Here is a 12,819-nt window from a genome sequence, read left to right as displayed (position 1 = left end):
TTTTTTCAGACGCGGGTGCCGAAGATGCGGTCGCCGGCGTCGCCGAGGCCGGGCAGGATGTAGCCCTTTTCGTTCAGATGATGGTCGATGGCAGCGGTGTAGATCTCCACGTCCGGGTGCACGGCCTGTACGGCGGCGATGCCCTCCGGTGCGGCTACCAGGAAAATGCCCTTGATGCGGCGCGCGCCGGCCCGCTTGAGCATGTCGATGGTCGCGATCAGGGTGCCGCCGGTGGCCAGCATCGGGTCCAGGATCAGCGCGTCGCGCTCTTCCAGGCGGCCCGTCAGGCGCTCGAAGTAGGGCACCGGCTGCAGGGTTTCTTCGTCACGCTGCAGGCCGACCACGCTGACGCGCGCGGCGGGAATCAGCGACAGCACGCCGCTCAGCATGCCCAGGCCCGCGCGCAGGATCGGCACCACGGTGATCTTGGCACCGGCGATGCGCTGCACCGTCACCGGTCCGGACCAGCCGTCCATGGTGTGCGATTCGGTGTCCAGGTCGGCGGTCGCCTCATAGGCGAGCAGGGTGCCCAGCTCGTTGGCCAGTTCGCGGAAATCCTTGGTGCTGAGCGCGGCGTTGCGCATCAGCCCGATCTTGTGCTGCACCAGCGGATGGCGCACTTCGACGATATTCATGGGGGGCCGGCAAAGGGAAAGGCAGAGGTCGCCATTGTCCCCCAGCGCGGCCCTATGCGGCCAGTGCGGTGATGCCGTCATGACCGCACAGGTGTCCCGGTGTCATGCCGGTGCAACCTCGCCGACATACCTTGCCCTCCCATTCTTCACACCGAATGGGATCACCCGTGCAGACCAAGACACCGTTGGCCATCGCCATCACCCTGACCTTGGCACTGGGGGCTGCAGCGCCGCTGCGTGCCGCCGGCCAGGACGTGGCGGCCACCAGTGCCATCGCCGCCGATGCGACCGACCTGGATCGCATCGAAGTGCGCGCGCAGCTGGAATCGCAGGTCCGCGCAGTGGACCTCAAGCGCAGCAGCAACGCGATCGAGGACGCGGTGTCGTCGGATGCACTGGGCCAGTACCCGGACCAGAACGTGGCCGAATCCCTGCAGCGCCTGCCCGGTGTCAGCGTCACCCGCGACCAGGGGGAAGGCCGCTTCGTGGTGGTGCGCGGCCTGGATGCGAACCTCAACAGCGTCAGCATCGACGGTATCGCAGTCGGTACGCCGGAGGATTCCAGCCGCGCCGCACCGCTGGACGTCATTCCTTCCGACTCCACTGAGCGCCTTCGCGTCGTGAAGTCGCCGACCCCGGACATGCCCGGCGATGCCATCGGCGGCGCGATCCTGGTGGAGTCGGCCTCGGCCTTCGACCGCGATGGTCGCAGCCTGCGTGGCAAGATCGAAGCCAGCCACCAGGCGCTCTCCGGCCACACCAGCCCGAAAGCTGCCATCAACTACAGCGAAGTGTTCGCCGATACGTTCGGCGTGGCGCTGGGTGTGAACTACCAGAACCGCAAGTTCGAGTCGGACAACAGTGAAGTCGAGTACGCCGGTGAGGACGATGCGGCACCCGGCGATGTCACTGCGATCAACCTGCAGCGCCGCAAGTATGAAATCGAGCGCAAGCGCATCGGCGCAAACCTCAACCTGGACTGGCGCCCCAGCGAAGACAGCACGTACTACCTGCGCACGCTGTACAGCCGCTTTGACGATGCCGAGACGCGTCAGCGCACGATCATCAACTTCGAGGACGCCGACGTCGTCGCGACCGGTGCCGATCAGTTCCGCCTGGACGACCTGCCGGCCGATGCGATCCAGAAGCGCATGCGCTACCGCACCAAGGAAGAAAATACCTTGGCCGCCAGCCTGGGCGGCGAGAACCGGCTGTCCGCCGCCGTGGTCGACTACAAGATCGGTTACACCAAGACCGAAGAGCGCGTGGACGACGAGATGGAAGCGCGCTTCGAGCTGGACGGCGACGACCTGTCCGGCACGCTGGACCAGCGCAGCCGCCTGCCGCGCTACACGCTGGGCAGCGATGCATGGATGGACAATGCCAACTACGCCTACGACCGGATGATCCTGTCGCCCAAGCGGGTGGATGACAAGGAACACAGCGCGCAGCTCAACGTACGCTTCGATGCGGACAATGCCAGCTACAAGTTCGGCGTGCTCGGCCGTTGGCGCGAGCGCGATGTGGATGTCAACGAAGTCGAGCTGCGTCGCGGCCCAGCCATCGACCTCGCCAGCTGGACCATCGGTGCGCCGGATCACCGCCACGGCACGCTGGGGCAGGGCATGAGCTCGGACCTCATGCGCCGCTACTGGGCGGCCAACAGCGGCCTGTACAGCGCGCGTCCGCAGGAGACCGGGGCCAATGCGTTGACCTCGCTGGAAGAGGACTACAGCGCCAGCGAAGACATCTTCTCGACCTACGCCATGGGTACCTGGGATATCGGTGCGCTGCGCATCATCGGCGGTGTGCGTGTGGAGAACACCCAGTTCAAGGCGATCGGCAACCAGGTCGACGTGGCCGAAGACGAGCGCAGCTTCACCGTTACCCCGCGCGTGGCCGACAGCAGCTACACCAATGTGTTGCCGGGCCTGCACCTGCGCTATGACGCCACCGATGACTGGGTGCTGCGCGCATCGGCGAACAAGACGGTTTCGCGTCCATCGTTCGGCGACATCTCACCGCGCGTAGGCTACAGCCGCGGCGACGAAGAGGTCCGCCTGGGCAATCCGCAGCTTGACCCGTACGAATCGAAGAACATCGATCTGTCGGTGGAGAAGTACATCGGCACGACCGGCATCGTGTCGCTGGGCCTGTTCCACAAGTCCATCGACGGCTACATCGTGGAGACGGTGCGCAACAACGACCCCGCCTACGATGGCTTCGACGTGACCCTGCCGATCAACGGCGAGAAGGCCACGGTACGGGGTGCCGAATTCAACTATCAGCAGCAGCTTGCGTTCCTGCCGCCGGGCCTGGATGGCCTGCTGGTCGGCGCCAGCGGCACGTGGCTGGATACCGATTTCGATCCGGGCGTGGAAGGCCGCGAGGGCGATGACTTCACTCTGCCGCGTGCGTCCAAGCATGTGTACAGCGCCCACATCGGCTACGAAAAGTATGGCCTGAGCACGCGCCTGGCCGCGGTGTACCGCAGTGAATACCTGGACAGCATCGGCGTCGGCCGCGCGTTCGACATCTACGTTGCACCGCACACCCAGCTCGATTTCTCGCTGGATTACAAATTCACCCCCCGCGTCAGCATGTACTTCGAGGCACAGAATCTGTTGGACAAGCCGCTTGAGCTCTACCAGGGCACGCGTTCGCGCACCCTGCAGCTGGAAGAATACGGTCGCACCTATGCGGTCGGCCTGAAGGTGGCACTGTGATGGCGCGCCGTATCGCCCTGGTCGGCGCACTGGCGCTGGTACTCGCCAGCGGCTGCACGCCGTCTGCCCCCACTGCCGAGGGCGCCGCTGCTGCGGCCAAAGGCGCGCCGGCCGCGACCGATGCCGCGACCATGCCGCGTCAGGTGCATACCCTGGCCGAAGCCTTCCTGACCCCCATGACGCCGGACGACAACATCGACTCGCCCGCTGCGTGGAAGGCACCTGACGGCAAGACCTGGCTGATTGCCACGGCTAAGGCCACCGACAAGCTGGTGGTGTACGACGGCAGCACCGGCACCCCGTTGCGTGACGTTGGCAGCGCGGGCAGCGCACTGGGCCAGTTCGACCGCCCCAACGGCATTTCGATCATCGACGATCTGATGTGGATCGTGGAGCGCGACAACCATCGCGTGCAGGTATTCTCGCTGCCCGACTTCACGCCGCTGGCGGTGTTCGGTGCCGATGACCTGCGCAAGCCCTATGGCCTGTGGGTCGACAAGGGCCGTGATGGCTACACCGTGTATGTCACCGATTCCTGGGACAACGGCGAGGACGCGCAGGGCAACGACATCCTGCCGCCGCTGACTGAGCTGGACAAGCGCGTACGCCAGTATCACGTCACCCGCGATGGGGCGAAGGTGCAGGCCACGCTGACGGCGAGCATCGGCGATACCAGCGAAGCCGGTGCGCTGCGCGTGGTGGAATCGATCTGGGGCGACCCGGCCAACGACCGCCTGTTGATCGCCGAAGAGGACGAAAGCTACGCCAGCGAATTCAAGGTCTACACGATGGCCGGTCGCTTCACCGGCACGACCTTCGGCCGCGATGTATTCAAGGCGCAGGCGGAAGGGGTGATGCTGCGCACCTGCGGCAAGGACGGCTGGTGGATCACCACCGAGCAGGCCAAGGACCGCAGCGTCTTCCATCTGTTTGACCGGCACAGCTTGAAGCCGGTGGGGGCCTTCCAGGGCAACACCGTGGCCAACACCGATGGCATCTGGATGATGCAGCAGGGCACGCCACGCTTCCCGCACGGTGCGCTGTATGCCGTGCACGATGACCAGGGCGTGGTGGCGTTCGACTGGGAGCAGATCGCCAAGGCGCTGTCGCTGCCGCTGGAGTGTGCGTCGTGATCCGTCGCCTGACCTCGCTTGGCCTGGGCGTGGCCTTGGCGCTGGGTTGCAGCAGTGCGCTGGCCGATGAGCTGGCATCGCGCGTGGAGCCCAACAGCCAGGTGCCGGCCGGCAGCCGCCACTATGCGGCAACCGGCTTCCCGGATCGGATCGTGGCCTCGCCGGCGGCGAATGCCTCACAGGGCTTCGCCGTGCGATGGCGCACCGACGGCAGCGTGCAGGCGCCGCTGCTGGAGATCGCGCCGGCGGATGACACGCCGGGCTTCGGCCCGATCACCCGCATCACCGCCAGCAGCCAGCCGCTGCAGACCGAGAACGGCCTGTCCCATCACCACCGTGCCGACGTCACCGGCCTGAAGCCGGGTACCCTGTACGTGTATCGCGTGCAGGGTAAAGACACCTGGAGCGCCTGGAACCAGCTACGTACGGCAGGCACCGGCGACCAGCCGATGACCTTCCTGTACTTCGGCGACACCCAGAACAAGAACCTCAGCCATGTAACCCGCGTGGTGCGCGCAGCGCAGAAGGCGGCGCCTGACGCACACCTGAGCCTGTTTGCCGGTGATCTGGTCAGCGGGGGCTATGACGCCGACGACAGCGAGTGGGGCGAGTGGTTCGCCGCCACGGGCTGGCTGGCACAGGAAACGATGCTCGCACCGGCCATCGGCAACCACGAGTACTTCGAAGAGTTCGAAGACACCCCGCAGGAACGCCGGGTGATGGCCCGCCACTGGCCCGCGACCTTCGCCCTGCCGGACAACGGCGCCAAGGGTGCGGAGCAGAGCACGTACTGGTTCGACTATCAGGGCGTCCGGTTCGCCGTGCTGGATGGCACCTCGGCGATGGACCTTGGCACCGCGCAGGCACAAGCGCAGTGGCTGGATGGCGTACTGGCATCCAACACGCAGCCGTGGACGATCGTGGTGGTGCACCAGCCGTTCTACTCGCCCGCGCGTGGCCGCCACAATCCGGTGCTGCAGGACGCCCTGCTGCCGGTCGTGCGACGGCACGACGTGGACCTGGTACTGCAGGGCCACGACCACACCTATGGCCGCCGTGGTGAAGACGGCCTGGCCACCCCGCAGTTCGTCGTCAGCAATGCCAGCCCCAAGCAGTACCGCCTGTCCAAAGAGGCGATCGCCACGATGTCCCCGGTGGCCGAAGACACCCAGCTGTTCCAGGTGCTGCGCATCGATCCACAGCGCCTGCACTACGAAGCCCGTACGGTGACCGGCAAGCTGTACGACGCGTTCGAGCTGGTGCGTCAGGCCGACGGCAGCACGAAGAAAGTGGAGCTGGAGGCGGACCGCATCGCACCGCGCCGCTGCCAGCGCCCGCACGCACCGACTGGCCGCAAGGACCGGTGCTGGGAATGAGCCATGACGTGATGCAGAACCGGGAGGAGCCGCAATGAGCGCACGACGTAGCAGGTTGCCGATGGTGGCACTGGCCGCTGCGCTGGCCGTGATGGCCGGTGCCAGCGTTGCCGCCGATAGTGTGTTGCACCCGTTCCTTGCCGCGCAGCCGAAGCAGGCACCGGAGGAAGTGAACCTGGTGGTCGAGATTCCGGCGGGCAGCTTCACCAAGTACGAGATCAAGGACGACGGGCTGGTGCATGTGGACCGTTTCCAGTCGATGCCCGTCGCGTACCCGGCCAATTACGGGTCGATGCCGCGCACCCTGGCCGGTGACAACGATCCGCTGGACGCGCTGGTGCTGACCCGCGAACCGCTGCACCCCGGTGTGATCGTGCGCTTCCGGCCGATCGGTTACCTGAAGATGGTGGACGACGGCGAGCAGGACGAGAAGGTAATCGGCGTGCCCACCGACAAGGTGGATCCGACCTACGCCGGCATTCGCGACCTGTCCGATCTGCCGCTGATCGAGCGGCAGCGCATCGAAGCGTTTTTCCGCGTGTACAAAGACCTGCCGGAAGGCCGCAACCCGGTGCAGTTGAGCGGCTGGGGCACTGCAGCACAGGCGAAGACCCTGATCCGCCAGTCGATGCAGCGCTTCGATACGAACGCGGCCAGGTAACGCCGAGCCATGCCCGGCGGTTGCGGTTGCGGTTGATGTGGCCGCTGCCGGTGCCTTGGCCATGGCCGTTGCCGTTGCCGTTGCCGTGATCGTCGCGTGGCCGTGGCTGCTGCCGATGCCGCTGCCGCTGCCGTTGCCTCGGCTGTGGTTGTGGCCGCTTCCGTTGCCGTTGCCGTTGCCGGTGCCGGTGCTGTGGCTATTGCTGTTGCTGTTGCTGTTGCTCTGGTAGAGCCGACTTCAGTCGGCTGCTGTTGGCAAGCCGACTGAAGTCGGCTCTACAGTCAGGTCACGCGCGCTCGTTATCATGGCAGCCTTGCATTCTCCAGGTATGTCGCGTGTCATCAGCCTTGGTGTGGTTTCGCCGTGATCTCCGCCTTGCCGACAATCCGGCGCTGCAGGCTGCGCTGGAGTCCGGGCACGATATCGTGCCGGTCTACATCCATGCGCCGCACGAGGAAGGCCGCTGGGCGCCCGGTGCGGCGTCCAATGCGTGGCGGCACCGCTCACTGTTGGCGCTGGACGACGATCTGCGCGCACGCGGCTCGGGCCTTGTGCTGCGCGAAGGCGACAGCCTGGCGGTCCTGCAGGAACTGATCGCCGAGACCGGCGCGGAGGCGGTCTTCTGGAACCGCAAATACGAACCCGCCACCCAGCCGCGCGATGCCCTGATCAAGCGCACCCTGCGCGAGCAGGGGCTGCAGGCGGACAGCTGCAACGGCAGCCTGCTGTTCGAACCGTGGGACCTGCAGACCAAGCAGGGGGGACCGTACAAGGTCTTCACCCCGTTCTGGCGCAATGCGCTGAGCCAGTGGCGTCTGCATGCCGTGAGCGATGCACCGGCGTCGCTCCCCGCCCACACGGTCAAGGGTCTGACGCTCGATGCGCTCGGCCTGCAACCCTCGCTGGGCTGGGATGCAGGCTTCTGGGAGCACTGGCAGCCCGGTGAGGCCGGTGCCCGCGAAGCACTGACCGTGTTCGTCGATGGGGCGTTGAACGGCTATCGCGAGCAGCGTGACCTGCCGGATCGCGTCGGCACGTCCATGATGTCCCCGCACCTGCACTTCGGCGAGATCGCGCCGTGGCGGATCGTCCACGCGCTGGAGGCCGAGCGCACCGCCAGCCGCAGCGCCGACATCGATGCGTACATCCGGCAACTGGGCTGGCGTGACTTCGGCCACCACCTGCTCCATCACTTCCCCGGGACCACGGACGAAAACCTCAACCCGCGCTTCGACAGCTTCCGCTGGGCGTCGCCCGCGGCGGCCGACCTGCAGGCATGGCAACGTGGCAACACCGGCGTGCCGATCGTCGATGCCGGGCTGCGGCAGCTGTGGCACACCGGCATAATGCACAACCGCGTACGCATGATCGTCGCCAGCTACCTGTGCAAGCACATGCGCGCGCACTGGCTGGAGGGCGCGCGCTGGTTCTGGGACACCCTGGTGGATGCGGACCTGGCCAACAACACCATGGGCTGGCAGTGGGTGGCCGGCACCGGCGCCGATGCCGCGCCGTATTTCCGCGTGTTCAATCCGGTCACCCAGTCGGAGAAGTTCGATCCGCAGGCGCGTTACATCACCCGGTGGGTGCCCGAGTTGGCCGCTCTGCCGGTGAAGGCGCGTTTTGCCCCCTGGCAGCACGCCGATCTGCTGGCGGCCAAGGCACCGGATTATCCGCGGCGGCCGTTGGTGGGTCTTGCCGAAGGTCGTGACGCGGCGTTGGCTGCCTATCGGCGCACTTGAGCGTCGCAGGGCGCATTTACACGTCGTTGCGAAGAAGCTGAACGGGGCAGTGATGGGAGCTTCGGCCCTCATCCCCGCATCGCATCAGGCTGTATATGCTCATCCCCGACGCACGCCGGACCACCCGGCTTCCAAGGAGAACACCATGATCCGATCCGCTCCCCGTAATGTGGCCCTCGCCCTGATGACCGCCGCTGCGCTCAGCGCCTGCGCGACCGGTGGTTCGTACGTGCAGAGTGACCCGTATGGCAACGAAACCCAGCAGCAGAACCGCACGGGCCGCAACGCGCTGATCGGTACCGCCGTCGGTGTCGCAGCTGGCCTGCTGACCGGTGGCAGCGCGACTGAACGTCGCCAGCACGCGATGATCGGTGCCGGTATCGGCGCACTGAGCGGCGCGGCCGTGGGCCAGTACCAGGATCGCCAGGAACGCGCCTTGCGCGAGCGTACCGCCAATACCGGTATCGACGTGGTCCGCCAGGGCGACAACATCAGCCTGAACCTGCCTGACGGCATCACGTTCGACTTCAACAAGTCCGCGTTGAAGCCGCAGTTCTACGGTTCGCTCAACGGTGTCGCGAGCACGCTGGCCGAATACAACCAGACCATGATCGAAGTGGTCGGCCATACCGACAGCATCGGCAGCGACGCGGTGAACAACCGTCTGTCGAAGGAACGTGCGGATGCCGTGGCCGCCTACCTGACCGGCCAGGGCGTACAGCGCGCACGCATCGAAACGCTGGGCGCCGGCAAGGCCTACCCGGTTGCCGACAACAGCACCGACGCCGGCCGTGCGCAGAACCGTCGCGTGGAAATCCGCGTGATTCCGTTGCAGCAGTAACGCTGCGCGTTACTGCCGTTGCGGCCGCCAGGCCGCAACAAAAATGCCGCCCTTGCAGGCGGCATTTTTTTGTACAGGTAGTGACGGCCGCCGGCCGTCAATGGGCCACAAGACGGCCAGCGGCCGTCGCTACCGAAGCGGTTGATGGCCAGCGGCCGTCACGATCGTCGCCCATCGTCATCTCACGCGGCAACGACCTCCAGAATCCGCTTCCCTTCAGCCATCGCTTCGGCTTCGGCTTTCTCGTTCTGCTGCTGCGCGTACTTCGCTGCGGGGCACTGCGCCATCATGTAGTTGGCGTCGAAGTTGAGCTTGTCGACCAGGAAATCCACGAAGGCGCGCACTTTCGGCGACACCAGCTTGCCGCCGGCGAAGACCGCATTGAAGTCCACTTCCGGTCCCGTCCAGCCGGCCAGCACACGGCGCACCATTCCGGTTTCCACGTACGGCTTGGCCATCACATCGCCGGTCAGCAGCAGGCCTTCGCCGCATACCATCGCGCCGTTCAACGCCGACATGTCATTGGCCACCATCAGCGGATTGACCGGGAAATCGCGCAGCTCACCGCCATTCTCGCCGAGCTGCCAGGTGATGCGGTTCGGATGGCTGTGGTACGCCTTGCGCATCGCCAGGATGCGGTGGAACTGCAGCTCGTCCGGATGCAACGGTTCGCCGTGGCGTTCGATATAGGCCGGGCTGGCGAATACCTGCGTGCGCAGCGTGCCGAGCTTGCGGGCGACCAGATTGGAATCGGGCAGGGCACCGACCCGCAGCGCAAGATCCGCTTCACCGGCGATCAGGTCGAGCTTCTCGTTGCCCAGATGCATGTCGAGCCGGATCTCGGGGTACATCGCATGGAACTGGCCCATCAAGGGCGCGATCCAGGTGATGCCGAGCGAATAGGGCACGGTGAAACGCAGCCACCCACGCGGGCCGGACTGCAACTGGCTGACGGCACTCTCCGCCTCTTCCAGTTCGCGTGCGATGCGCTGGCAGTGCTCGTGATAGATGGAACCGGCTTCGGTCAGGCCGAGGCGACGCGTGGTCCGGTGCAGCAGGCGCGCACCGAGGCGCGTTTCCAGATCCTGCACCTTGCGGCTGACGGTGGTCTTGGGCAGGCCGAGCGACTTGGCGGCGGCGATGAAGCTGCCTTGCTCGACCACTTTGACGAAGATCAGCGTTTCGTTGAGATCGTGAGACATGGTCGAATTCCTGGACGTCGGGGACGGGAATAGCGTGACAAAAAGATTGGACCGGGAGCGGGATGATTATTCCCCTAAATCAGGACTAATCAAGTAGGAGTTAGAAGCGCACCATGGCGCCATTCCCGAATCGGAGGCCATCAGCCATGAGCCTGCGCAACATTCTCAACTACTTCAGCCGCGCCGGCCAGGATGCCCTGGACCAGGCGATGACCGTGGAAACCCGTCCCAGCTCCTTGGTTAACAAGGACTTTCGCGAGTTTACCGCCCCCGCCCGCCAGCAACGGGGCGGTGCCCTGCGTATCCGTCCCCGCGGCACTGATCGCCTGGGTCGGATCGGGATTGTCCCGCAGATGGGAGGAAATATCCCGTGAACGGGATGCTGGCACCGGAGGTCCTCGTCCTCGGCGGCACCGGTGCCGTGGGCCAAGGCGTGGTCGGCGCACTGCTGGAGGCCGGCAGCCCGGTCCTGGTGGTCGGTCGCGATCCGCGCCGCCTGGCTGCGCTGCGCCAGCAGTTCGATGACGAACCCGGACTGGAAACCCTGCTCGGGTCGCTCGCCGACGACGAATCGGCCAAGGTCGTCGCCGACCGCGTGGCCGCACGGCCGCGTCCGCTGGGCGCCGTCGTTGCCGCGCTCGGCGGGCCCTATGCACGTGGCCGGGTGATTGACCGCCCGGGCGATGCGTTGATGCAGACGCTGCAGCTTGACCTGCTGCCGCACGTGCACGCCGTCCGCCATCTGTTGCCGCTGCTGCAGGACCACCCGCATCCGCGCCGCTTCGTGATGATCGGCAGCCCGGCCGGGCTGAAGCCGTGGGCTGCACATGGCGATTCGTCGGTGACCGCCGCTGCGCTGCGGATGTATGCGCAGGTGGTTCATCAGGAAGCGCAGGCGATCGGCGTACGCGCGCAGCTGCTGGAAGTCTGTGCACCGGTGTGCACGCCCAGCAATGCAGCCAACGCGTGCATCGAGTGGCCCAGTGCGCTGCTCGTCGGCCGGCGCCTGGTCTCTCTGCTGGACCAATGCCACGACAACAACGCGATCGTGCGCTGCGACACGCGCGACGGCCAGCTGCCGCGCGGCCTGTTGAAACTGGATGCGCCACCCCGATGGCGCGAGGCGGCCGGTAGTGCTTGACCTCAACCATTGTTGAGGTTGCACCATCCCCCGGTCGTCGGCGCTGCCGACAAACGAACGACTGATCACCTGTATCACCACCCCTTACGGATACATGCCATGAACACCATGATGACCCTCCACCGCACCACCCGCCGCGCGGCCTTGGCCACCGTCTCGGCACTCGCCCTGGCCATCCTGACCGCCTGCAGCGGCAGCCATGCCGAAGAAGCCGGCGCCCCGCCTGCGCCTGAAGTCAGCGCCGCACCGGTACTGGTCAAGCAGATCAGCCAGTGGGACGAGTTCAGTGGCCGGGTGGAAGCGGTCGAGAACGTGGACCTGCGCCCGCGGGTGTCCGGCTACATCGACAAGGTGAACTATGTCGAAGGCGAGGAAGTAAAGAAGGGCGATGTGCTGTTCACCATCGATGCCCGCAGTTACCAGGCCGAGTATGACCGCGCCCGTGCCGAGCTCAACCGCGCACGCACGCAGTCCACGCTGGCGCGCGGTGAATCCGAGCGGGCCAAGCGTTTGTCGGACCAGCAGGCGATCTCCACCGAAACCTGGGAACAGCGCCGTGCCGCGTCCGACCAGGCCGGCGCGCAGGTGCAGGCCGCACAGGCCGCGCTGGATGCCGCCGCACTGAACCTGGAGTTCACCAAGGTGCGTGCGCCGATCAACGGCCGCGCCGGTCGCGCGATGGTCACGGCGGGCAACCTGGTCAGTGCCGGCGATGCGGCCAGCGTGCTGACCACGCTGGTGTCGCTGGAAAAGGTGCACGTGTATTTCGACGCCGATGAAGCCACCTTCCTGCGCTATGCGCAGATGGCACGCAAGGGCGAGCGTCCGAGCGAGCGCGATGCGTCGCTGCCGGTGCGTATCGGGCTGAGCGGTGAGCAGGGCTTCCCGCACGAAGGCAAGGTCGACTTCCTGGACAACCAGGTCACCCGCAGCACCGGCACCATCCGCGTCCGCGCACTGCTGGACAACGCAGACCGCCAGTTCACCCCGGGCCTGTTCGCCCGCGTGCAGCTGCTGGGCAGTGGCCAGTTCCAGGCGATGCTGATCGATGACCGCGCCGTGCTGACCGACCAGGACCGCAAGTACGTCTATGTGGTGGACAAGGACGGCAAGGCGCAGCGCCGCGATATCGCGCTGGGCCGTACCGCTGATGGCCTGCGCATCGTGGAAAGCGGCCTTGCCGCCGGCGACAAGGTGATCGTCGATGGCGTGCAGAAGGTCTTCATGCCGGGCATGCCCGTGCAGGCCAAGGCGGTCGCGATGCAAGGTCCCGCCGCACCTGCTGTTGCACCGGCGAAGGCCCCGGCTCCCGCCCCTGCCCCCGTTGGTACTGAAACCGCCGCACTGAACTGATCCAACCGG

12 protein-coding genes are annotated in these 12,819 nt (G+C 66.2%); 10 read left to right on the top strand and 2 right to left on the bottom strand.

Annotated features, from left to right (window positions below):
* Positions 1-5 precede the first annotated feature (5 nt).
* Positions 6-635: a uracil phosphoribosyltransferase gene (gene upp, locus ICJ04_RS11270; protein WP_188324348.1), complete on the bottom strand. Its 630-nt coding sequence runs from the start codon at positions 633-635 to the stop codon at positions 6-8.
* A 167-nt stretch (positions 636-802) separates the two neighbouring features.
* On the opposite strand from upp, the gene ICJ04_RS11265 reads away from it, so the two are divergent.
* The 7 genes from ICJ04_RS11265 (at position 803) to ICJ04_RS11235 (ending at position 9,114) form a co-directional block, all read left to right on the top strand.
* Positions 803-3,361, top strand: coding sequence for a TonB-dependent receptor (locus ICJ04_RS11265; protein WP_188324347.1), 2,559 nt, complete (start codon positions 803-805; stop codon positions 3,359-3,361).
* The gene (locus ICJ04_RS11260) at positions 3,361-4,494 is read left to right on the top strand and encodes a phytase (RefSeq protein WP_188324346.1); all 1,134 of its coding nucleotides are present in this window, start codon (positions 3,361-3,363) and stop codon (positions 4,492-4,494) included. Before ICJ04_RS11265 ends, ICJ04_RS11260 begins: the two co-directional genes overlap by 1 nt.
* A gap of 29 nt (positions 4,495-4,523) precedes the next feature.
* The gene (locus ICJ04_RS11255; RefSeq protein WP_223203070.1) at positions 4,524-5,870 is read left to right on the top strand and encodes a metallophosphoesterase family protein; all 1,347 of its coding nucleotides are present in this window, start codon (positions 4,524-4,526) and stop codon (positions 5,868-5,870) included.
* A 34-nt stretch (positions 5,871-5,904) separates the two neighbouring features.
* A complete protein-coding gene (locus ICJ04_RS11250; RefSeq protein WP_188324345.1) occupies positions 5,905-6,531 on the top strand; it encodes an inorganic diphosphatase in 627 nt (208 codons plus the stop codon).
* A gap of 61 nt (positions 6,532-6,592) precedes the next feature.
* Positions 6,593-6,760: a hypothetical protein gene (locus ICJ04_RS11245; RefSeq protein ID WP_188324344.1), complete on the top strand. Its 168-nt coding sequence runs from the start codon at positions 6,593-6,595 to the stop codon at positions 6,758-6,760.
* A gap of 106 nt (positions 6,761-6,866) precedes the next feature.
* A complete protein-coding gene (locus tag ICJ04_RS11240) occupies positions 6,867-8,273 on the top strand; it encodes a deoxyribodipyrimidine photo-lyase (protein WP_188324343.1) in 1,407 nt (468 codons plus the stop codon).
* A gap of 145 nt (positions 8,274-8,418) precedes the next feature.
* On the top strand, positions 8,419-9,114 hold the full coding sequence (locus ICJ04_RS11235) for an OmpA family protein (protein ID WP_188324342.1): 696 nt from the start codon (positions 8,419-8,421) through the stop codon (positions 9,112-9,114).
* A 182-nt stretch (positions 9,115-9,296) separates the two neighbouring features.
* On the opposite strand, the gene ICJ04_RS11230 is transcribed toward ICJ04_RS11235, so the two are convergent.
* Positions 9,297-10,316, bottom strand: a complete 1,020-nt coding sequence (locus ICJ04_RS11230) for a LysR family transcriptional regulator (RefSeq protein WP_188324341.1) — start codon at positions 10,314-10,316, stop codon at positions 9,297-9,299.
* Positions 10,317-10,462: 146 nt separating this feature from the next.
* On the opposite strand from ICJ04_RS11230, the gene ICJ04_RS11225 reads away from it, so the two are divergent.
* The 3 genes from ICJ04_RS11225 to ICJ04_RS11215 all read left to right on the top strand — a co-directional run bounded on the left by ICJ04_RS11225 (position 10,463) and on the right by ICJ04_RS11215 (position 12,810).
* Positions 10,463-10,690 (top strand): hypothetical protein, encoded by a 228-nt coding sequence (locus tag ICJ04_RS11225; protein ID WP_188324340.1) that lies wholly within the window; start codon positions 10,463-10,465, stop codon positions 10,688-10,690.
* Positions 10,687-11,457 (top strand): SDR family oxidoreductase, encoded by a 771-nt coding sequence (locus ICJ04_RS11220; RefSeq protein ID WP_188324339.1) that lies wholly within the window; start codon positions 10,687-10,689, stop codon positions 11,455-11,457. The genes ICJ04_RS11225 and ICJ04_RS11220 overlap by 4 nt, the downstream gene beginning before the upstream one ends.
* Before the next feature lie 111 nt (positions 11,458-11,568).
* Positions 11,569-12,810: an efflux RND transporter periplasmic adaptor subunit gene (locus ICJ04_RS11215; protein ID WP_188327304.1), complete on the top strand. Its 1,242-nt coding sequence runs from the start codon at positions 11,569-11,571 to the stop codon at positions 12,808-12,810.
* The last annotated feature ends 9 nt before the right edge of the window (positions 12,811-12,819 follow it).

Source organism: Stenotrophomonas sp. 169 (assembly GCF_014621775.1).
Taxonomy (GTDB): domain Bacteria; phylum Pseudomonadota; class Gammaproteobacteria; order Xanthomonadales; family Xanthomonadaceae; genus Stenotrophomonas.
The sequence above is the reverse complement of the archived record's forward strand: the minus strand, read 5'-3'. Positions and strand labels throughout refer to the sequence as shown.